18 protein-coding genes and 1 tRNA gene are annotated in these 20,015 nt (G+C 66.6%); 9 read left to right on the top strand and 10 right to left on the bottom strand.

Features of this window, described 5'->3' with window-relative positions:
- Window positions 1-29 precede the first annotated feature (29 nt).
- Window positions 30-821, bottom strand: coding sequence for a FadR/GntR family transcriptional regulator (locus ACP7A3_RS08635; RefSeq protein WP_426256103.1), 792 nt, complete (start codon window positions 819-821; stop codon window positions 30-32).
- Window positions 822-921: 100 nt separating this feature from the next.
- Here ACP7A3_RS08635 and ACP7A3_RS08630 point away from each other — a divergent pair, with 100 nt between their 5' ends.
- The gene (locus ACP7A3_RS08630) at window positions 922-1,836 is read left to right on the top strand and encodes a sugar kinase (protein WP_426256292.1); all 915 of its coding nucleotides are present in this window, start codon (window positions 922-924) and stop codon (window positions 1,834-1,836) included.
- On the opposite strand, the gene ACP7A3_RS08625 is transcribed toward ACP7A3_RS08630, so the two are convergent.
- Window positions 1,833-3,095: an MFS transporter gene (locus ACP7A3_RS08625; RefSeq protein ID WP_426256104.1), complete on the bottom strand. Its 1,263-nt coding sequence runs from the start codon at window positions 3,093-3,095 to the stop codon at window positions 1,833-1,835. The genes ACP7A3_RS08630 and ACP7A3_RS08625 overlap by 4 nt on opposite strands.
- Before the next feature lie 159 nt (window positions 3,096-3,254).
- Here ACP7A3_RS08625 and ACP7A3_RS08620 point away from each other — a divergent pair, with 159 nt between their 5' ends.
- On the top strand, window positions 3,255-5,612 hold the full coding sequence (locus ACP7A3_RS08620) for a TonB-dependent receptor (RefSeq protein ID WP_426256105.1): 2,358 nt from the start codon (window positions 3,255-3,257) through the stop codon (window positions 5,610-5,612).
- Between the two features lie 40 nt (window positions 5,613-5,652).
- Window positions 5,653-8,007: a beta-glucosidase BglX gene (gene bglX, locus ACP7A3_RS08615; RefSeq protein WP_426268129.1), complete on the top strand. Its 2,355-nt coding sequence runs from the start codon at window positions 5,653-5,655 to the stop codon at window positions 8,005-8,007.
- A 445-nt stretch (window positions 8,008-8,452) separates the two neighbouring features.
- On the opposite strand, the gene ACP7A3_RS08610 is transcribed toward bglX, so the two are convergent.
- From ACP7A3_RS08610 to ACP7A3_RS08590, 5 genes are all read right to left on the bottom strand, one after another.
- On the bottom strand, window positions 8,453-8,728 hold the full coding sequence (locus ACP7A3_RS08610; RefSeq protein ID WP_426256107.1) for a hypothetical protein: 276 nt from the start codon (window positions 8,726-8,728) through the stop codon (window positions 8,453-8,455).
- Window positions 8,729-8,791: 63 nt separating this feature from the next.
- Window positions 8,792-8,868: transfer RNA gene (locus tag ACP7A3_RS08605), tRNA-Arg, on the bottom strand.
- Between the two features lie 44 nt (window positions 8,869-8,912).
- Entirely contained in the window at window positions 8,913-9,569 is a 657-nt protein-coding gene (gene nth, locus ACP7A3_RS08600; protein ID WP_426256108.1) for an endonuclease III, read from the bottom strand.
- Window positions 9,566-10,294, bottom strand: coding sequence for a 4-hydroxy-tetrahydrodipicolinate reductase (gene dapB / locus ACP7A3_RS08595; protein WP_426256109.1), 729 nt, complete (start codon window positions 10,292-10,294; stop codon window positions 9,566-9,568). The genes nth and dapB overlap by 4 nt, the downstream gene beginning before the upstream one ends.
- Before the next feature lie 192 nt (window positions 10,295-10,486).
- Window positions 10,487-11,836 (bottom strand): methyl-accepting chemotaxis protein, encoded by a 1,350-nt coding sequence (locus ACP7A3_RS08590; RefSeq protein ID WP_017977728.1) that lies wholly within the window; start codon window positions 11,834-11,836, stop codon window positions 10,487-10,489.
- A gap of 138 nt (window positions 11,837-11,974) precedes the next feature.
- Here ACP7A3_RS08590 and ACP7A3_RS08585 point away from each other — a divergent pair, with 138 nt between their 5' ends.
- The 3 genes from ACP7A3_RS08585 (at window position 11,975) to ACP7A3_RS08575 (ending at window position 14,996) form a co-directional block, all read left to right on the top strand.
- Complete coding sequence (locus tag ACP7A3_RS08585; protein ID WP_426256110.1) at window positions 11,975-12,166, top strand: hypothetical protein; 192 nt, start codon at window positions 11,975-11,977, stop codon at window positions 12,164-12,166.
- Between the two features lie 190 nt (window positions 12,167-12,356).
- Entirely contained in the window at window positions 12,357-14,198 is a 1,842-nt protein-coding gene (locus ACP7A3_RS08580; protein ID WP_426256111.1) for a methyl-accepting chemotaxis protein, read from the top strand.
- 75 nt (window positions 14,199-14,273) lie between these two features.
- On the top strand, window positions 14,274-14,996 hold the full coding sequence (locus ACP7A3_RS08575) for an NAD-dependent deacylase (protein WP_426256112.1): 723 nt from the start codon (window positions 14,274-14,276) through the stop codon (window positions 14,994-14,996).
- 129 nt (window positions 14,997-15,125) lie between these two features.
- On the opposite strand, the gene era is transcribed toward ACP7A3_RS08575, so the two are convergent.
- From era to lepB, 3 genes are all read right to left on the bottom strand, one after another.
- Window positions 15,126-16,025, bottom strand: a complete 900-nt coding sequence (era, locus tag ACP7A3_RS08570) for a GTPase Era (protein WP_426256113.1) — start codon at window positions 16,023-16,025, stop codon at window positions 15,126-15,128.
- Between the two features lie 184 nt (window positions 16,026-16,209).
- On the bottom strand, window positions 16,210-16,878 hold the full coding sequence (gene rnc, locus ACP7A3_RS08565; RefSeq protein ID WP_063689891.1) for a ribonuclease III: 669 nt from the start codon (window positions 16,876-16,878) through the stop codon (window positions 16,210-16,212).
- Window positions 16,875-17,729, bottom strand: coding sequence for a signal peptidase I (lepB, locus tag ACP7A3_RS08560; RefSeq protein ID WP_063687820.1), 855 nt, complete (start codon window positions 17,727-17,729; stop codon window positions 16,875-16,877). Before lepB ends, rnc begins: the two co-directional genes overlap by 4 nt.
- Window positions 17,730-17,860: 131 nt before the next feature.
- On the opposite strand from lepB, the gene pgi reads away from it, so the two are divergent.
- The 3 genes from pgi to vapC are packed head-to-tail and all read left to right on the top strand — an operon-like array spanning window position 17,861 to window position 20,012.
- Window positions 17,861-19,351, top strand: a complete 1,491-nt coding sequence (gene pgi / locus ACP7A3_RS08555; RefSeq protein WP_426256114.1) for a glucose-6-phosphate isomerase — start codon at window positions 17,861-17,863, stop codon at window positions 19,349-19,351.
- Window positions 19,352-19,395: 44 nt separating this feature from the next.
- Window positions 19,396-19,608 (top strand): type II toxin-antitoxin system VapB family antitoxin, encoded by a 213-nt coding sequence (locus ACP7A3_RS08550; RefSeq protein WP_017977720.1) that lies wholly within the window; start codon window positions 19,396-19,398, stop codon window positions 19,606-19,608.
- A complete protein-coding gene (gene vapC / locus ACP7A3_RS08545) occupies window positions 19,599-20,012 on the top strand; it encodes a type II toxin-antitoxin system VapC family toxin (RefSeq protein WP_017977719.1) in 414 nt (137 codons plus the stop codon). Before ACP7A3_RS08550 ends, vapC begins: the two co-directional genes overlap by 10 nt.
- The last annotated feature ends 3 nt before the right edge of the window (window positions 20,013-20,015 follow it).

The raw sequence follows: 20,015 nt of genomic DNA, 5'->3' as shown, positions 1-20,015 counted from the left end.
GCGGCACCAAACTGGTCTTACCAGTTAATTTAGACGTCCACGGCCGCGCGATAGCGTGCGCGGGTCGAGGCGATCGTACGGCGCGCCTCTTCGATCGCCCGTTCTTCGGTCGCAAACAGCAGGTGGTCCATGACCGCGGACAGATGCGCACGCATCGCCGCGCGTGCGGCAGCGGGATCGTGGGCGCACAGGGCATCGAAGATCGCCTGGTGTTCGGCGACGACGGGGCGGACGTTGGCACGCCGCGCCTTGTCATGAAGCAAGGCGCATTCGGGCGACGTGGTCCGCACGCGCCAAAACTCGTCGATCGTCATCTGGATCGCGGCGTTGCGCGTCGCCTTGGCGATGGCGCGATGGAAATCCCGGTCGGCGTCCTCGGTCACGTCAGGTAGCAGGTTTTCCTCGCCGATCCGGTCGACCAGTGCCCTCAGCTCCTGCAGTTCCTCTGGGGTGATGTGGATCGCCGCGAGTGCAGCCGCTTCACCTTCGAACACCATCCGTGCCTCGGTCAGTTCGAAGGCGGTAATGGCGAAGTCCGGTCGATCCTCGCTGTCCCCCGGCAAGCGCCGGACGAACGCTCCGGACCCGATCCGCACTTCAATGAAGCCCTGCACCTCCAGAGCGATGAGCGCTTCACGCACCGCCGGCCGGCTGACGTTATATTCGACCGAGAGTTCGCGTTCCGCCGGCAGGCGGTCTCCGATGCCATAGCGCCCTGACGACAATTGTTCGAACAGGACGCGCGCTAGCCGCTGGTACAGCCGATCGCCCGACGCGGGAAACGGATCCGCGGCGGCGGACAGAGGCAGAGGCAGAGGCATGCGCAGACTCATTTCGTTGACAGCGGACTGACCAATATCACATTCCGCGCGGGAAGCGAGATAGGGGTGGCCGGTGCAGATCGTGGTAGCAGGCGAGGGAATGCTGGAACTGTCACGCGGCCGGACAGCCACGGCGGCCGCACCGGACGGGTCGACGTGGCGGCTCGGCTATGGCGGCGATACGCTCAACACCGCCATCCACCTGGCGCGCGGCGGCGATCGCGTCGCTTATCTGACCGCGCTGGGTGCCGATCCGTTCAGTGAGGGCCTGCGCGACGATTGGACGTCCGAGGGATTGGACACCTCGCTCATTCTGACCGATCCTGCCCGCCTGCCGGGGCTTTACGCAATCCAGACCGATGCCGAGGGCGAACGCACCTTCAGCTATTGGCGTGGCGACAGCGCCGCGCGGCAGATGTTCGCCTTGCCCGCCGCAGAGGCGGCGGTCGCGACCGCGGAAGCGGCGGACCTGCTCGTCTTTTCCCTCATCTCGCTGGCCATCCTGCCAGATGCCGGCCGATCCGCGCTGCTGTCGCTTGCCGGGCGGATGCGCGCGCAGGGCAAGCAGGTCGCCTTCGACGGCAACTACCGGGCGCGGCTGTGGGCCGATGCGGCGGAAGCCCGCCAGTGGCGCGATCATGCCATCGCCTGTTGCTCGATCGGGCTGCCGACGCTCGAAGACGAATGCGCGATGGAGGGCGCGAGCGCGAGCGCCACCGACACGGCCGCCCGGTGGCGAGCCACTGGCGCGGCGACGGTCATCGTCAAACTGGGTGCGGACGGGTGCCTGTTGCCCGACGGTCAGATCCTGCCGCCGCCCCAGCGCTTGATACCGATCGATACCAGCGGCGCAGGCGATGCCTTCAACGCGGGTTATCTGCACGCCACCTTGCGCGGTGCCGACCCGCGTGCCGCCGCCTTGGCCGGGCACCGGCTGGCCGGATGGGTCGTGATGCGCGCAGGTGCGGTGCCGGCGCGCGGCACGGATGACGTCTACGCGCGCCTGCTCGGCTAGGCGACAAGCGGCACGGCACGCCGCCGGCGGAGCAGTGTCCACAGTACCGCTGCGCCGATGAAGTCGAAAACGGCGAGCGCGGCGAACAGCGGATTGTAGCCGATCGTATCGGCCAGCGCGCCAATCAGCAGCGAAAAGCTCAATCCACCGATCCAGGCTGCCGATCCCGCCATGCCGCCAGCCGTTGCGACGATCCGTGGGTCGAACAGATCCGCCGCCAGCGTCATCAGCGCGCCCGACAGCATCTGGTGCGCGAAACCGCCGATACAGAACAGCGCGATCGCTGCGGCGGGCGACACGGTCAAGCCGATGCACGCGGGCCCGACCATCAGCAGAGCCCCCGTCGTCACCACGATCTTGCGCGAGGTGAGCAGGGACACGTTGAACCGACGCATGACGAAGGGCGCGTAATAACCGCCGAGCAGCGATCCCGCATCCGCCGCCAGAAACGGCAGCCAAGCAAAGGCTGCGACGCCCTTGAGATCAAGCCCTTTGGCCTCGACCAGATAGAGCGGGATGAAGAAACTGAACGTCTGCCACGCCGGATCGGCAAGGAAGCGCGGGATGGCGATGCTCCAGAAGTCCCGCGTGCGCAGCAGCGCGCGCCAGTTGGTCGGCCCGTCCTGGTGGCCCTGCGCCGCCACGTCGCGGCCGGCTTCGATATGCGCGCGCTCGGTCGCCGACAGCCGCGGATGGTCGGCAGGCGAGCGATAGAAGACGTACCAGATCGCCGCCCACACAATTCCAACCGCGCCGGTGACCACAAAGGCGGACTGCCAGCCCCAGATGGCGATACAGGTGACGACGATCGGCGGTGCGATCATGGCGCCCAAGGACGAGCCGATGTTGAACCAGCCGGTCGCGACCGTGCGCTCGTGCGGCGGAAACCATTCGGCGACCGTCTTCAGCCCGGCGGGAATCGCAGCTGCCTCGGTTAGCCCCAGCATGCCGCGGAACACCGCGAGGCTAGGCCAGCCCGCCGCAAACGCATGGCAGCAGTTGGCGACAGACCAGCCGATCGCAAACACGGCAAAGCCCAGCCGCAATCCCATCAGGTCGAGCAGATAGCCTGCAACCGGCTGCATCACCGTATAGGCAGCCTGAAAGGAGGCGACGACCCAGCTGTACTGCTGCGTCGTCATCGCAAACTCGCCTTTCAGCGTCGGCGCGGCCACCGACAGTGAGGATCGCGCGAGGTAGTTCAAGACCGTGCCGATGGTCACCAGACTGATGATCCACCATCGCGTACCGATGCGCATTCGCCCCTCCTTTGGTCAGGCCAATACGCCGATAGCCCGTCTCACTGTCAAGGATGATCCTTACTGCTGATCGACTTACCCGTTGACGCACTGAACAGATTGTCATAACTGGCCTGACCAGATCGCAGCCAATTGCGACTTCATCAGGGGGGATGTCCCATGCGAAAGAGTTATGCTCTGCTCACCGGCGCTGCGATGATCGCGTTCGCCAGCCCCGTGCTCGCGCAGGAAGGTGCCATTTCGGCATCGCCGACACCGCCGGGCAACGGCACCGCCAGCCCACTGTCGCAGCCGGGAGATCAGCAGGGGTCCAACACCTCGACCACCGACTCCGGCGCCCTGGAGGACATCGTCGTCACCGCGCAGAAGCGCGAACAGAACCTGCAGGACGTGCCGGTTGCCGTCACCGCCATTACGGCGGACACGCTGGTCAACCGCAACGTGTCGACCATTTCCGATCTGCCGCGGCTGGCGCCCAGCCTGACGGTCACGACCGGCGCGCTGCCGACCAACAATTCGATCAACCTGCGCGGCATCGGCACCGTCGCTTTCTCGACCGCGATCGAACCGTCAGTGGCAGTCATCGTCGACGACGTCGCGCTGCTCCAGCAGGCGCAGGCCTTTTCCGGCCTCAGCGACATTGCCCGCATCGAGGTACTGCGCGGGCCGCAAGGCACGCTGTTCGGCAAGAACGCCTCTGCTGGCGCGCTCAACATCGTGTCGCAAGGCCCGACCGCCAACTTCACCGGGGCAGTGACCGGCACCGCGACGACGGACGACGAATATCGCATCGATGGCGTCATCTCCGGTCCGGTCACGGAAGGCGTCGGCTTTCGCCTGAACGGATTCTACGGCGATCGCGACGGCTTCATTCGCAACACGTACGACGGCCGCCGCCTCAACAACGACAAGAGCTACGGCGTGCGCGGGCGGCTTGCGATCGATCCAGCACCCAACGTGACGATCGACTTGATCGCCGGCCACTCGGTTGCACAAGCGCGCGGCACCGCCCGCACCTATCGCAGCGTGCCCGCGGGCGCGACCGTCTATGGCGCGCCCGTCCAGCAGCGACTGGGATCGATCGTGCCGGGCCGTGACAATTTCGAGACGGCGTTCGACGGCCCCTTGTTCAACAAGAGCCGCCAGACGAACGGCAGTGGCCGCGTGACGGTGGACCTTGGCGTGGCAAACCTGGTGTCGATCACCAGCTACCAGGATTGGCGTTTCCGATTCGCGGAAGACTTCGATTATCTTCCCGGCACGATCCTGGGCCTGCCCGGCGGCATCGTCGCGCAGAGCGGCTTCCATTCGCGCCAGTTCGCGCAGGAATTGCGCGTCGCATCGAAGGGCGGCGGCCCGTTCAGCTATGTCGTCGGCCTCTATTATTCCGACGGCAAGACCGATCGTACCTTTGATCGCGGCCCGTCCGGCCCCGTGGTCGCACGCTGGAATTCCAGCAATGGCACCAAGACGTATGCGAGCTTCGCGCAGCTGACCTACGACCTGGCGGCGACCACCCATATCGACGCCGGTCTTCGCGCCAATCACGAAGACATTTCGGTCAACTACCTCAACACCAACGTGCCCGCTGTGGCCCCGGCCAACAATGCGACCTGCCTGTCGCTGTGCAGCGGCAAAGCATCCGACAGCGTGGTGACCGGCAAGATCGCGCTGCGCCAGGATCTGGCGGAACGGGTCATGGCCTATGTCTCGTTCTCGACCGGCTACAAGGGCCAGGGGTATGACATCGCGACGGGCTTTACCCCGCAGCGTGCCGCCGTGCCCGTCCGCCCCGAAACGTCGAACGCCTACGAGCTCGGCTTGAAGAGCCGTTTCCTCGACAATCGCGTGCAGCTGAACGTCGCCGCCTTCTGGACCGACTTCAGCGATTTCCAAGCCCAGTCGGGCGTGCAATTGCCTGACCAGACGATCCAGCTGCAGTTGAACAACGTCGGCAAGGTTCGCACGCGCGGCATCGAGGCCGAATTCCAGGCGCGCCCGGTAGAGGCACTGCTGATCGATGGCGGGATCAGCTATACCGATGCGAAGATCCGCGAGTTCCGCAACGCGCAATGCTATGTCGGGCAGACGGCGGCGCAGGGATGTTTGCCGGTGGCGGGCTCCACGACCGGCTTCCAGGACCTGTCGGGCAAGCAACTCAGCAATGCTCCCCGGTGGAAGTTCAACGTCGGCACCACCTATGACGTCGCGCTCGAACGGATGCCGTTCGACGCCTTCGTGCAGGCCGATCTGAGCTACCAGAGCTCGGTCAACTTCTCGCTGCTCAACGATCCCTATTCGGTCGAGCGGGGCTATGCTCTGGTCAACGGTAGCATCGGCATCGATCAGAAGGACCGGGGCGGTCTGCGCGTCGCGCTGTTCGTCAACAACATTTTCAACACGCACTTCGCCAGCGCCCTAGGTGGACCGTCGGGCGGTACGCCGGGCCTGATCGCGCAGACCTTCTCGCGCAACGCCCGCCGCTATGGCGGCATTCGTGCGCGCATGTCCTTCTGATCACGCGCAGCGTCGACGAACACGGTAAAGGAGATTGATGATGCGCAAGTCTAGGCTCGCGACGCTGGCGTTGACCGGGATCGTGGCGGCGGGGCTTGCCGCATCATCGATCGCGGCGGGGCGTAATGCGCCAACGGCGCCGACGTGGTTGAGCACCAGCCTATCGCCCGAGCAGCGCGCCGAGGCGCTGCTGCGCGCGATGACGCTGGAGGAGAAGGCCGGTCAGGTTTCGCAGCAGTTCATGTTCGGCACGTTCGAGGAGTTCGCGCCGAGCGTCCGCGACGGCAAGGTCGGATCGCTGCTGTTCGTCACCGATCCTGCGATCATCAACCGGCTGCAGAAGGTGGCGGTGGAGGAAACGCGGCTGAAGATCCCGCTGATCTTCGGCTATGACGTCATCCACGGCTTCCGTACGATTTTCCCGGTGCCGCTGGGCAATGCGGCATCCTGGGACCCCGCCGGCGTCGAGCGCGCGCAGGCGGTCGCCGCAGCCGAGGCGCGATCGGCAGGCATTCACTGGGCGTTTGCGCCGATGCTCGACGTGGCGCGTGATCCGCGCTGGGGCCGGATCGTCGAAGGACCGGGCGAAGACCCGTTTCTAGCGTCCGCCCTCGCCCGCGCGCAGGTGAAGGGATTTCAGGGCCCGGCAATCGGTACGCCCGGCCATATCATCGCAGGCCCCAAGCATTTCGCCGGCTATGCCGCCGCCGATGGCGGGCGCGACTATGACGGCGTCTACCTGTCCGATGCGCAGCTCTACAACGTGATCCTGCCGCCGTTCGCCGCTGCGGTGCAAGCAGGCGCGGGCAATGTCATGAGCGCTTACATGGATCTCAACGACATACCCGCGGTCGGCAACACATGGCTGCTCACCGACGTGCTGCGCGGTCAGATGGGGTTCAAGGGCTGGGTCGTTTCCGACGCGAACGGCACCAGGAACCAGGTCGTCCAGCATTTCGCACGCGACGAGGCGGATGCCGCGGTCCGAAGCATTGCCGCAGGCAACGATATGGAGATGTCGTTCGGCCCCGCCGCCTCCGCCGCGACGCTCGCGGCCAGTGTGCGTGCGGGCAAGCTGGCGGAAGCGACACTGGACCAGGCGGTACGCCGCATCCTGATCGCCAAGTTCACGATGGGCCTGTTCGAGCGCCCCTTCGTCGATGAAGCACAGGCCCGACGCACGCTCGCAGACCCTGGTCATCGGGATGCTGCACAACAGGCGGCCGAGCGCTCGTTCGTGCTGCTCAAGAACGATGGCGCCTTGCCCTTGCGAGCGGGCGCGAACGCGCATGTCGCGGTGATCGGCGCCAGCGCTAATTCGAAGCGCGACATGCTGGGACCGTGGGCTTTCCAATACGATCTGCCCGAAACGGTGACCGTGTTCGAAGGCGTCCGCGACCGGCTGGGCCGAGCGGCGACCGTGGAGACGGCACCGGGCGTCCAGCTGAAGCGCAACGTGCCCTCGATGTTCGAAAGCATCACGATCCCGGGCCAAGCCAAGCCCGAGCCACGGTGGGACGCGGCCCGCACCACGCGCGAGTTCGACGCGGCGGTGGCGCTCGCCAAACGCTCCGACCTCATCATCCTGACACTGGGTGAGGCCGAGGACATGAGCGGCGAAGGCGCATCGCGATCCGACCTGACGCTGCCCGGCGACCAGATGAAGCTGTTCGATGCGGTGATGGCGCTTGGCAAACCGGTGGTCGTCGTGACGATGAGCGGGCGGCCGCTGGCGCTGGGATCCGTGCTGGAGCGCGCGCCTGCGGTCCTCCACACCTGGTTCGGCGGCACGCGCGGCGGCACCGCGATCGCGCGTACCCTGTTCGGCGACGTGAACCCCGGCGGCAAGCTGCCGGTCACCTGGCCGCGCAACGTCGGCCAGGTTCCGATCTATTATGCCCACAACACCACGCACATGCCCCAGGACCAGGGCAAGCGCTATTGGGACATCCCCTCGACCCCGCAATTCGAATTCGGGTACGGCCTCAGCTACACCCGGTTTACCATCGGCGCCCCCAAGCTCGACACACCGGTGCTGCAGCCGGGCGGTCGGGTGACGGTGTCGACCACCGTCACGAACAGCGGCGACCGCGCGGGAGACGAGGTCGTACAGCTCTACATCCACCAGCAGGCCGGCCGCGCCTCACGCCCCGTCCGCGAGCTCAAGGGCTTCCAGCGCGTGACGCTGAAGCCCGGCGAAACGCGCACGGTGTCGTTCACGCTCGACGAGAGCAGTGTACAATATTGGAATGCCGCCGAGCGCGGCTGGGTGGTCGATCCAGGCACGTTCGATATCTGGGTCGGATCCAGCTCCAACGCACAGAACCATGGTCAGTTTTCGGTTGGCGGCGCCCCCCGGACAGGCCGAGGCTTTCTCCCGAATGCAACGAGATGAGCTCATGGGCGCCTGATCGGAGGAGAGGGAGACTGGTCAACGAGTCCCCCCGCTGCTGCCCGTCGGGCGGACGTGGTCCTGAAAGGCAATCAGCGGCCAACATCGAACACGCTCTTTCCACCTACATGCCGCCGTATGCTGTTGCCGTTCCTCAAAATGGAGAAGAGCTGCTCCATTGCATCGCCCACGCGAAAGCGAGCGCTCCGCTTTCTAAACATTGGGCGAAAGGAGCTTTCCAAGAAAATGCGGCCTAGACTGTGCGTTCCGCCGCCTGGATACGGCGCTCCGTCCGCCCGCCGGCCATCATCAGGCGGAAGGCTGTCGCGTCCGGGCGCGCCCATATTTGGCGAAGGCCGCCGGCCGCTCAACCCTGCTCTCGGTCGGCTCGCTTCGACCGAGTCCTTCGCGCAGATCCTATCCAGCGAGAACCGCGAACTGCTGCGCGTCATCCACGACCAGGCTCCCACCTCGCGCTGGATGAGTTGTCGCCGATCACCGGACGGACGAAGCCCAGCCTGTCACGAACCCTCAAGACGATGACGGCTCCGGCGATCGGGCTGTGACGCCGGAGATGATCGACGCCCTTTCGCAAGCCGCGCGCAGGAACTTGCGGATCGAAGGCGGCGGCTATCGGCGGGATCACCTGCGCGCCTTCGCCCAGCGCGTTGAGGTCGCGGACGACGAGGTGAGGATCATGGGGACGAAATCGGACCTGCTTCAAACCCTCGTCGCCGCTTGGAGCGGGGAAACGGCGGCGTCTGCGGTTCGCAGTTCTGTACTGAAATGGCGCACCCGACAGGATTCGAACCTGTGGCCTCTGCCTTCGGAGGGCAGCGCTCTATCCAGCTGAGCTACGGGTGCCTGGGTGGCTCGCCTAGCAAAGGCGTCGGGGTTGCGCCAGTGGTTTATGGGGCCTTGATACGCTTGGGTGGCGGGGTCTTGGGCTTGTAGGCACACAGGTCGGCGACGGGGCAGCGCCAGCATTCGGGCGTGCGCGCCTTGCAGATGTAGCGGCCGTGCAGGATCAGCCAGTGATGCGCGTGCAGGCGAAAGGGCTGCGGCGTCGCCTTGTCGAGCTTCAGCTCGACCGCGAGCGGCGTCTTGCCGCGGGTAAGGCCGGTGCGGTTGCCGACGCGGAAGATATGCGTGTCCACCGCGAAGGTTTCGGCGCCGAAGGCGACGTTGAGGACGACATTGGCGGTCTTGCGGCCAACACCGGGCAGCGCTTCCAGCGCCGCGCGGTCGTTCGGAACCTTACTGTCGTGCTGCGCGATCAGGGCTTCCGACAGCGCGATGACGTTCTTCGCCTTGGTATTGAACAGGCCGATCGTCTTAATGTGCTGTTTCAGGCCGTCCTCGCCCAGCGCCACCATCTGTTCGGGCGTCTTCACCTCGGCGAAGAGTACGCGCGTCGCCTTGTTGACGCCGGCATCGGTCGCCTGGGCGGACAGCACCACCGCGACCAGCAGCTGGAAGACGTTGCCCGATTCCAACTCGGTTTCCGGATGCGGGTTCGCTTCCGCCAGACGGCGGTAGAATTCGAAGACGTCTGCTTTTTTCACAGGCCGAGCACGTCGCCCATGCGATAGCGGCCGGCGGGCCGGCCGGCCAGCCACAGCGCGGCCCGCACCGCGCCCTTGGCGAAGATGCCGCGATCCTGGGCCAGATGGGCGAGTTCGATCCGCTCGCCCTCGCTGGCGAAGACGACATTGTGATCGCCGACGATCGAACCGCCGCGGATGCTGGCCAGCCCGATCGTGCCCTCGGTCCGCGCGCCCGTCAGCCCCGCGCGGCCGTCAACGCGCAATTCGGACAGCGTCGTCCCCCGCCCGCTCGCCGCGGCCTCGCCAAGCAGGATCGCGGTGCCGGACGGCGCGTCGATCTTGTGGCGGTGATGCGCCTCTACGATTTCGATATCCCAGTCGGTGCCGAGCCGAGTTGCCGCCTCGCGGACCAATTGTGCGAGCAACGTGACGCCCAATGACGTGTTGCCGGTCTGGAGCACCGCAATGTCAGTCGCCGCGGCGTCGATCATGGCATGCTGGTCGATGCTGAGGCCGGTGGTGCCGATGACCATCGGGGTGCGCGTCGCCCGGGCGGCGGCGACATGCGCCTCCAGCGCGGCGGGAGTGGAGAAATCGACCAGAACGTCGGATATCTGCGCAAGCGCGCGCGGATCGCCGCCGGCATCGACGCCGCCCGCCAGCCGCGCGCCCGCCGCCTCGATCTGTTCGGCGATCGCGCGGCCCATACGACCGCTGCTGCCGTAGATGCCGATCGCGGTCATAGCGCCCCCGACAGGTCACGAGGGGCGCACGAACACGCAAGGTTCGCAGAGCGACGGCGGCGCAGGTCACAGGTCATGCCGCCCGTCTGGCACAAGTCGAGCGCGCAGGACAGGTGGGAGCTTTGGCCGGAATTATTGATCGGCGCCCGACGCCACCCGCGCGCGACCGGGGTCAGCGCCGCGCGCCGAGCGTCAGCGGCGGGCGCGGCCGGCGAGGGCTACGACCCGGCCGGTCATCGCCGGCTCGTGCCGCGCCTCGCCGACGCGGAAGCGGCAAACGGCATCGGCGAGGCGCTCCGCATCCGCCGCCAGATTGCGGGCGGCGGCGGTGGTTTCCTCGACCATCGCGGCATTCTGCTGCGTCATCGCGTCCATCTCGCCGACCGCCGTGTTGATCTGGCTGAGCCCGCCGGCCTGCTGGCGCGCGGCGGATGCGATGCTGGCGACCGAGCTGCTGATGTCGGCCATCTGCGTGATGATCCGCTGGAGCGCAGCGCCGGTTTCGGAGACGAGGCCGACGCCATTGTCGACCTGTAGCGTCGAGGCGGTGATCCGCGCCTTTACGTCGCGCGCCGCATCGGCCGAACGCTGCGCCAGCGCACGCACTTCGGAGGCGACGACCGCAAAGCCCTTGCCCGCATCGCCCGCGCGCGCCGCCTCGACCCCGGCATTGAGCGCGAGCAGGTTCGTCTGGAAGGCGATGCCGTCGATGACGCTGATGATTTCGGAAATCTCGTTCGACGCGCGTTCGATTCCCGCCATCGCCTGCATGGCGCGCTCGACGACGACGCTCGATTCCTCCGCCGCGCGGTGCGCACCGGCGACGATCGTCTCGGCCCGGCCGGCGGTGTCGGCGGTGACGCGGACGTTGCTGGTGATCTCGTCCATCGCCGCGGCGGTTTCTTCGAGGCTCGCCGCCTGACGCTCGGTGCGCAGCGACAGATCGTCCGCCGCAGTGCGGATGTCGCCGCAACCCGACGCGAGGCCGTTGCCGACCGCAACCACTGTCTGGAGCGAATCCTGCATCGTCGCGGCGGCGCTGTTGAAGCTGGCGCGCAGCGGTTCGAATTCCGGAGTGAATGCGGCGTCGATCCGCACGGTGAGGTCGCCCCCCGCCAGGCGTTCCAGGCCCTCGCCGATCGCATCGACGACCTGCGACGTCGCGGTCATGTCCTGCACCAGCACCAGAACCTCCGCCCCGCCGTCGATCGCCACCGGGATCAGCGTCACCAGCATGCGCACGATCTGGCCGTTACGCATGTTGAGCCATTCGAACCGGGCATGGCCGTCACGGATGGCCTGCGAGACGCGTTCGTTGACATGTTCGATCGTCGGACGCCCGTCGCCCTGTTCCGGCGCCGAGAAGACCACGGGATTCTGCCCGAGGATCGCGGCGGTCGGCGCGCCATACACCTGCTCGGCAGCCGCGTTGCAGGCGACGAACCGGTTATCGCGCAACAGCATCATCGCGTCGGGCGAATGGCGGAAGACGGCGAGCGCAGTGCGCGCTTCGAGCGTGTCGGAAGGGCGTTTGAACAGCATGGTTAAACCGATATCGACCGTTTCTTAACATGCGGTTGACCCGAATCGGCACTATCGCTTCATCCGTGACGCGCGGACATGATGGCCTCGCCCCCCGCAACCGTTGCCTGCGAAAGTCGCGCAAGCTAATCTGCCCTGATGTGGACCACCGTCCTGACGATCATCGCGATAACCATCCCCGCGCTCTACTGTCTTGTGAGAGGGATCATCGACCTTCGCGCCCACCGTTATGGCTGGGGCCTGATCGGAGTGTTCAGCGCTGTACTGCTGTTCCTTATTCCGATCCCGACTAACGCCATTAAGGTAGACTTGCTGTTCGCCGGACAGTGATCAAGCTGGTTTGCAACGGCCGATATTTTTCAATCTTTTCAAGTGCGCGGAGACGTCCGCGCAGCGCCCTACTCCAATAAGCCACTGCCTTAAGGAGGTTTTCTAGGCTACTTTCCGACATCTGGTTTACGGCCATAGTGAACCTTTTTATTAACCCATGTTGCTTATCGGGTCCTCTCAGGAGGATCGCATGACTATCCGCAACAAGCTCTTTTCTTGCCTCGCATCCCTCGCCGTGGCGATCGTGCTGCTCGCAGGCGTGTCGCTGTGGAGCATGCACAACAGTAAGACGGCGCTCGATTCGATCCTGAAGGATCGGGTGGTTCCGATGCGCGATCTGAAGATGGTCGCAGACAAATATGCCGTCGATATCGTCGATGCGTCGCACAAGGCGCGCAACGGCAATCTCAGCTTCGCCCAATCGTCGGCAAAAGTGCGCGCCGGATTGCGCACCTTGCATCAGCATTGGAAGGCCTATCGCGCCACCCGCATCACCGGCGACGAAGCCGCGCTGGCCGACGAGGCGGAGGCGCGCATGCGCATTGCGGACGAGCGCGTCGCCGAACTCCAGACGATTTTGGATAGCGGCGATCGCGCCGCGCTCGACCATTTCGTCGTCACCTCTCTGTATCGAGCCATCGATCCGGTGTCCGACTCGATCGGCAAGCTCGTCGACCTGCAACTGAAGATCGCGGAGCAAACCGGCACCAACGCGACCGTCACCGCGCAGACGAACCGCACGATCATGATCGCACTGGTGCTCGCCGGGATCGCGGTGCTTGCCGTGTCGCTGTTCATCATCGCGTCGAAGGTCGTCGCGCCGGTCAAACGCCTGTCCGGAACAATCCGCGGGCTGGCCGCACAGAACGGCACGGCCACCGTGCCGCATCTGGATCAGCAGGACGAGATCGGCGACATCGCGCGGGCGGTCGACATCTTCCGCGATTCCGTCGTCAGGGCCGAACAGGACAAGGCCGCTGCCGCCGCGCAGGCGACCGAGGCGCTGGCGACCGGGCTTGCCGCCCTGGCCGACGGCGATCTCACCTGCCAGCTGAACGGCAGCTTCCCGCCCGCCTATGCCAAGCTGCAGTCGGACTTCAACGACGCGGCCGCGTCGCTGCGCAGCGCCCTGTCGCAGGTCACGGAGTCGGCGAGCGGCATCAACAGCGGCGCCAACGACATTCGCCAGGCTTCGGACGATCTGTCGCAGCGGACCGAGCAACAGGCGGCATCGCTGGAGGAAACCGCGGCCGCGATGGACGAGATCACATCGACCGTCCGGTCGACGGCGGAGCGTGCCGGTCGCGCCGACGCCGCGATGCGCGACGCCCGCGTCGAAGCCGAGCGTTCGGGCGAGGTCGTGCAACGCGCGGTCGATGCGATGGGCGGCATCGAACGCACCTCGCACGAAATCTCCGAGATCATCAGCGTCATCGACGGCATCGCGTTCCAGACGAACCTGCTGGCGCTGAACGCCGGCGTCGAGGCCGCGCGCGCCGGCGATGCCGGCAAGGGCTTCGCGGTGGTCGCATCCGAAGTGCGTGCGCTGGCGCAGCGCTCTGCCGAAGCGGCGAAGGATGTGAAGGCGCGGATCACCGCGTCCTCGGTTCAGGTGACGGCGGGCGTCCAACTGGTCGGCGAAACGGGCGACGCGCTCGGCCGCATCATCGGCAAGATCGGCGAGATCAACGGCCTCGTCTCCGCGATCGCGGCGTCGGCCGAGCAGCAGGCGACCGGCCTGCAGCAGATCAACACCGCCGTGTCCGAGATGGACGGCGTGACCCAGCAGAATGCCGCGATGGTGGAAGAGGCGACCGCCGCCGCACGCAGCCTGGCATCCGAAGTCGAGGAGATGAGCCGCCAGATCGCTCGGTTCCGGGTGGGCGAGGCCCCGGTGGGGGCCGCCGTGCCCGTCGCCGTCCTGCGTCACCGCCCCGCCCCGGCCGCGCAGCGTATCGCCCGCCCCGCGCCGCCGCGCGCGGTCGGCAATACCGCGCTGGCGGTGAGCAACGACGACTGGTCGGAATTCTGACCGCGGGGATGGTGGTGCGCCGACCGCCGGCCGCCACCTTCCCGCCACCCGGTTCCGGCCCTATCGTCGCGGATCATGACCGCCATCCGCAACATCGTCGTCCTGACCGGCGCCGGCATCTCCGCCGAATCCGGCATCGCCACCTTCCGCGGGCCGGGTGGGCTGTGGGAGGGACACCGCGTCGAAGACGTCTGCACGCCAGAGGCGCTGGCGGCGGACCCGGCGCTGGTGCATCGCTTCTACGACCTGCGGCGGGCGGCATTAGCCGAGGTCGCGCCCAATGCCGCGCATATGGCGCTGGCGCGGCTGGATCGCGCGTGGACGGGCGAGCTGCTGATCGTGACGCAGAATGTCGACGACCTGCACGAGCGTGCCGGTGCGACGCGGTTGCTGCACATGCATGGCGAGCTGAAATCGGCGCTGTGCGCGGTCTGTGGCATTCGCGAGGATTGGGACGGCGCGCTGCCGCCCGACACCGAATGCCCCAATTGCGGCGAGCCGGCGCTACGCCCCGACATCGTGTTCTTCGGCGAGATGCCCTATCACATGGACCGGATCGAAGCGGCGCTGGCGGCATGCGACCTGTTCGTATCGATCGGCACGTCGGGCGCGGTTTATCCCGCCGCCGGCTTCGTGCAGATGGCGGAGGCCTATGGCGCCGACACGCTGGAGCTGAACCTGGAGCGATCGGCGGGCAGCGGCTTCTTTGCCGAGACGCGGCTGGGGCCGGCGGGGGAGTTGGTGCCGGCATGGGTGGATGCGCTGCTGGCGGAGGCTGGCAGCCCGGCTGAGCGATAGCTCCCCCAAGTCCTCCTCATTCCTCCCCCGCCAGGGGGAGGTGGCACCGCGCAGTGGTGACGGAGGGGGAGGATAGGACGCCGCCCGCTCAAGTTGCGGGCGCGTCCCCGGCAGCGCGAAGGGAGGCCTTTACTCGACCCAGTCGAGACCGATGTCCCGGTAGATCTCGCGGTCTTCGTCCCAGCCGGGCTTGACCTTGACGTGCAGATAGAGGTGGACCGGCACGCCGAGGATGCCGGCAAGTTCGGTGCGCGCGCGGGCGCCGATGTCGCGGATGCGCACGCCGCCCTTGCCCAGCACGATCGCGCGCTGCGTCGGGCGTTCGACCAGGATCTGCTGGTGGATTTCGACCGATCCGTCCTCGCGCTCGCTATACTTTTCCGTCTCGACCGTGCTCGCGTAGGGCAGTTCGGCGTGGAGCTGGAGGTAGAGCTGTTCACGCGTCACCTCGCTGGCGAGTGCGCGTTCGGTGGCGTCGGAGACCTGATCCTCTGGATAGTGCCACGGCCCCTCCGGCATCGCCGAGGCGAGCGCGGACTTGAGCTCGGCGAGGCCGTCGCCGGTCTGCGCCGACACGAACCACGTGTCGGCGAAGTGCATCAGCGCATTGAGCTTTTCGGCGTGGAGCAGCAGCTTGGGCTTGTCCGCGACGTCGACCTTGTTGAGGATCAGGATCTTAGGCTCGGGCCGGTCCTTCAGCGCCTCGGCGATGCGTTCGACCTTGGGGCCGATGCCGCCCTTGCCGTCCACCACCAGCGCGATCATGTCCGCGCCTTCGGTGCCGCTCCACGCGGCCGACACCATCGCGCGGTCGAGGCGGCGCTGCGGTTCGAAGATACCGGGCGTGTCGACCAGCAGGATCTGCGCCGCGTCCTGGATCGCGACGCCGAGCAGCTTGGTGCGCGTCGTCTGCGCCTTGGGGCTGACGATGGCGACCTTCTGGCCGACGAGCGCGTTGACGAGCGTGGACTTGCCCGCGTTGGGCGCGCCGACGACGGCGACGAGGCCGCAATGTTGGGTCTGGGTCATGGGGCTTCTTTTGGTTGGGTGGCAGGCGTTGGGCAAGTCACTCCTCCCCCGCCAGGGGGAGGTGGCGGCGCTACCGCGCCGACGGAGGGGGAGGATACGGCACAGAGGTTGTTTGTGGAACCGCCCCCTCCACCATTCGCTGGCGCGAACGGTCCCCCTCCCCCGGCTGCGCCGAGGGAGGAATTTACGACGCCACCTTTGCCAGCAGAGCCTTGGCCGCCGCGGTTTCGGCGATCTGCTTGTTCGCCCCCGTCGCGGTGGCTTCCGCGAACGTCCCGATCTTCGCCTGCACGGTGAACCGTGGCGCATGATGCGGGCCGGAGCGGTCGACGACGACATACTCCGGCGTCCGGCGACCATGCGCGGCGGCCCATTCCTGCAGCGCCGACTTGGGGTGCTGCGGCGCCTTGTCGCTGCGGCGGACGCGGTCGCCCCAGGCGGTGCGGACGAAGGTGCGTGCCGCATCCAAGCCGGCTTCGCGATACCAGGCGCCGATCAGCGCCTCCATCACGTCGCCCAGGATATTGTCGCTCTCATACGCCCCGTCATCGCGCGCCTGTTTGCCGAGCTTCAGATGCGCGCGGACGCCGATCGACCGGGCGACGTCGGCGCAGACTGCGCCGGTCACCAGCGCGTTCAGGCGCTTCGACAGGCTGCCCTCGGTTTCCCTGGGGAACAGCTCCCACAGCCATTCCGCCATGATGAGGCCGAGCACGCGGTCGCCGAGAAATTCGAGCCGCTCGTAATTCTCCGCCGCCTGGCTGCCATGGGTCAGCGCGCGCGCGAACGGGGCGAGGTCGGCGGGTGCCCGGCCGAAGGTCTGCGCAATCCAGCTGGCGAGATCGGGGGTCAGAAGCCTTCTCCGATGCGGTTCCAGCGGGCGGCGGTGAACCAGCTGATCGGATTGAACCAGCGATAGTTGCCGTTGGTCGAGAAGAAGGTGACGACCGCCTTGCCCTCGATCCGCTCCATCGGGATGTAACCCATGCCGATTGGCGCGGGGAAGCGGCTGTCGGCGCTGTCGTCGCGATTGTCGCCCATCAGGAACACGCTGCCGGCAGGCACGGTGTAGAGGCCGGTGTCGTCCGCCTGCGGGATATCCGCCTGGTCGAGCACCATATAGCTCTTGCCGTTGGGCAGGGTCTCGCGGAACTGGGGGTAGCGGCAGATCGGCTGCCCCTTTGCGTCGACATCGACGAAGGTCGCGCCGCACTTCTGCTCGTTGAAATTGGCGGTCAGCGGCAGGACGAAGTCGGCGACGCGCTGCTTGGGCACGGGCACGCCGTTCAGGATCACCTGGCCGCGGCGCATTTGGATCGTGTCGCCGGGCAGGCCGATGACGCGCTTGATGACGTCATGGTCGGCGTGTTCGGGATCGGTATCGCCGGGGGCGGGATCGGGCGAGCGGAACACGACGACGTCGCCACGCGCGGGGTTGCGGCCGAGCAGGCGGCCCGGGATCGGCGGGAAGCCGTAGGGCAGCGACCAACGCGAATAGCCGTAATTCCATTTGGTGACGAACAGATAGTCGCCGATCAGCAGCCGCGGCAGCATCGATTCGCTGGGAATCGAGAAGGGCGCGAAGATGAAGCTGCGCAGGATGAACACGGCGACCGCCAGCTTCACGAGGAAGCGGATCGTCTCGCTGGTTTCCGAGCGGGGCTGTACCGGCTTGGGCGTCGCGGGGGCAGGAGTATCGGCCATAGGAGCGGAGCTTTAGCCGCCCCCGTGCGTCCTCACCAGTCGTTCCGGTGTCGGCGGAAACGGGCTTGTCGCCCGGCGCAGGATCGATACGGGACGGTCACGACTTACCCCTCCCCATGAAGGACGGACATATGAGCGACTGGTCTGCGATCGAAGCCCTGCCCTCCCCCAAGCTGATGGACCTGTTCGCCGAGGATGGCGACCGGCTGAAGACGTTCAGCCTGGACGTCTCCGGCATCCATTTCGACTGGTCGAAGACGCATCTGACGCGCGAGGCGGTCGCGGCGTTCGAAGCGCTGGCCAAGGCGAAGGACCTTGCCGGCAAGCGAGACGCGATGTTCGGCGGCCAACACGTCAATGTCACCGAGGATCGCCCGGTCGAGCACACCGCCGAACGCGGCGAGGGTAATCCGGACAGCGTCGCCCGCGCTCGCCGCTTCCACGAGCGGATGCGCGCGCTGATCGACGCGATCGAGGCGGGCGCGCTGGGCGACATCCGCCACGTCCTCCACATCGGTATCGGCGGATCGGCGCTGGGCCCGGACCTGCTGGTCGATGCGCTGGGACGCGAGGACAAGCGCTACGACGTCGCGATCGTTTCCAACGTCGACGGCGTGGCGCTGGAAGAGGCGATCAAGGATTTCGATCCGTCGGCGACGCTGCTCGTCATCGCCAGCAAGACCTTCACCACCAAGGAAACCATGCTCAACGCCGAATCGGCGATGCAGTGGTTCCGCGAGCATGGCGTCGAAGACCCGTACGGCAAGGTGATCGCGCTGACCGCCGCGCCCGACAAGGCGATGGAATGGGGCGTCGACGAAACCCGCATCCTGCCGTTCAGCGAGGGCGTCGGCGGCCGCTATTCGCTGTGGTCGTCGATCGGCTTCCCGGCGGCGGTGGCGCTGGGCTGGGGCGCGTTCGAGGAACTGCTGGAAGGCGCGGCCGAGATGGACCGCCATTTCCGCCTGACCGCGCTGCACGAGAATGCGCCGGCGCTCGCCGCCTTCGCCGACCTCTATTACACGCAGGTTCGCCACGCCGAAACGCGCGCACCCTTCGCCTATGACGAGCGGCTGCGGCTGCTGCCGAGCTACCTCCAGCAGCTGGAGATGGAGTCGAACGGCAAGGGCGTGACGGTGGACGGCGAGCCGGTCGGGCGGCCGACCGCGGCGATCACCTGGGGCGGCGTCGGCACCGATGCGCAGCATGCGGTGTTCCAGCTGCTCCACCAGGGCACGCACCTCGTCCCCGTCGAGTTCATCGCGGTGATCGAGCCGGGCGATACGCTGGCGGAGGATCACCATCGCCAGTTGCTGCTCAATGCCTTCGCGCAAGGGGCGGCGCTGATGAAGGGCAAGCAGGTCGACGATCCCGCGCGCTCGTACAGTGGCGACCGCCCGTCCTCGACGATCCTGCTCGACGTGCTCGACCCGCGCACGCTGGGCGCGTTGATCGCCTTCTACGAACACCGCGTGTTCGTGAACGGCGTGCTGCTCGGCATCAACAGCTTCGACCAGTTCGGGGTCGAACTGGGCAAGGAAATGGCCAAGGCTGCCGACCAGGGCGGGCAGGAGTTCGACCCCTCGACGGAAGACCTGATCCGCCGCGCCGGTCTGGATTGAGCCGGGCGTAAACGCTATGTGTATGGCTCTGCGGAGCCATACACATGCGGACGAATATCGAGATTGACGATGCTTTGATGGCGGAGGCCATCCAGCGCAGCGGCTTGAAGACCAAGCGTGACGTCGTGCAGTTCGTGCTGAACCGCTACGTTAACATCGAGCGGCAGCGTGAAGCGCTCGAAGGTTTACGTGGCTTGGGCTGGGACGGTGATCTCGACGCCATGCGAACCGACGACCCGGTGCGCGAATGGGGCTGACGCTCGTCGACTCGAGCGTATGGATCGACCTGTTGGCCAACCGCTCAACTGTACAGACCCGCGCGCTGACGCAGTGCCTTGATCGTGGCGACCCACTCGCGATCGGCGACCTAGTGTTGATGGAGGTATTGCAGGGCGCCCGCAGCGAACGGAGCGCCGATGATGCAATCCGCTTCTTCGCCAAGTTTAACAAAGTCCAGATCGCCGACCACCGCGTCGCCGTGCAGGCCGCCCGCAACTACCGGCACCTGCGCAGCCTCGGCATCACCATCCGCAAGACGATCGACACGCTGATTGCGACGCGGTGCATCCTCGACCGGCTTCCCTTGTTATACAGCGATCGCGATTTCGACCCTTTCGTGCAGCATCTGGGCCTTCGCCCGGCGCTCGCCACCCCGGAGTAACAT

The sequence above is a fragment of the Sphingomonas sp. DC5200-1 genome, assembly GCF_049897245.1.
GTDB classification, from domain to species: domain Bacteria; phylum Pseudomonadota; class Alphaproteobacteria; order Sphingomonadales; family Sphingomonadaceae; genus Sphingomonas; species Sphingomonas aquatilis.
This window is presented reverse-complemented; position numbering and strand designations above follow the sequence as displayed.

Excerpts from the sequence above, each read along its gene's own strand:
- bglX (WP_426268129.1), top strand. The coding sequence starts at position 5,653 with ATGCGCAAGTCTAGGCTCGCGACGCTGGCGTTGACCGGGATCGTGGCG.
- ACP7A3_RS08580 (WP_426256111.1), top strand. The coding sequence starts at position 12,357 with ATGACTATCCGCAACAAGCTCTTTTCTTGCCTCGCATCCCTCGCCGTG.
- vapC (WP_017977719.1), top strand. The coding sequence starts at position 19,599 with ATGGGGCTGACGCTCGTCGACTCGAGCGTATGGATCGACCTGTTGGCC.
- ACP7A3_RS08625 (WP_426256104.1), bottom strand. The coding sequence starts at position 3,095 with ATGCGCATCGGTACGCGATGGTGGATCATCAGTCTGGTGACCATCGGC.
- ACP7A3_RS08550 (WP_017977720.1), top strand. The coding sequence starts at position 19,396 with ATGCGGACGAATATCGAGATTGACGATGCTTTGATGGCGGAGGCCATC.
- ACP7A3_RS08620 (WP_426256105.1), top strand. The coding sequence starts at position 3,255 with ATGCGAAAGAGTTATGCTCTGCTCACCGGCGCTGCGATGATCGCGTTC.
- dapB (WP_426256109.1), bottom strand. The coding sequence starts at position 10,294 with ATGACCGCGATCGGCATCTACGGCAGCAGCGGTCGTATGGGCCGCGCG.
- ACP7A3_RS08630 (WP_426256292.1), top strand. The coding sequence starts at position 922 with ATGCTGGAACTGTCACGCGGCCGGACAGCCACGGCGGCCGCACCGGAC.
- ACP7A3_RS08590 (WP_017977728.1), bottom strand. The coding sequence starts at position 11,836 with ATGCTGTTCAAACGCCCTTCCGACACGCTCGAAGCGCGCACTGCGCTC.
- ACP7A3_RS08585 (WP_426256110.1), top strand. The coding sequence starts at position 11,975 with ATGTGGACCACCGTCCTGACGATCATCGCGATAACCATCCCCGCGCTC.
- ACP7A3_RS08575 (WP_426256112.1), top strand. The coding sequence starts at position 14,274 with ATGACCGCCATCCGCAACATCGTCGTCCTGACCGGCGCCGGCATCTCC.
- ACP7A3_RS08635 (WP_426256103.1), bottom strand. The coding sequence starts at position 821 with ATGCCTCTGCCTCTGCCTCTGTCCGCCGCCGCGGATCCGTTTCCCGCG.
- era (WP_426256113.1), bottom strand. The coding sequence starts at position 16,025 with ATGACCCAGACCCAACATTGCGGCCTCGTCGCCGTCGTCGGCGCGCCC.
- lepB (WP_063687820.1), bottom strand. The coding sequence starts at position 17,729 with ATGGCCGATACTCCTGCCCCCGCGACGCCCAAGCCGGTACAGCCCCGC.
- pgi (WP_426256114.1), top strand. The coding sequence starts at position 17,861 with ATGAGCGACTGGTCTGCGATCGAAGCCCTGCCCTCCCCCAAGCTGATG.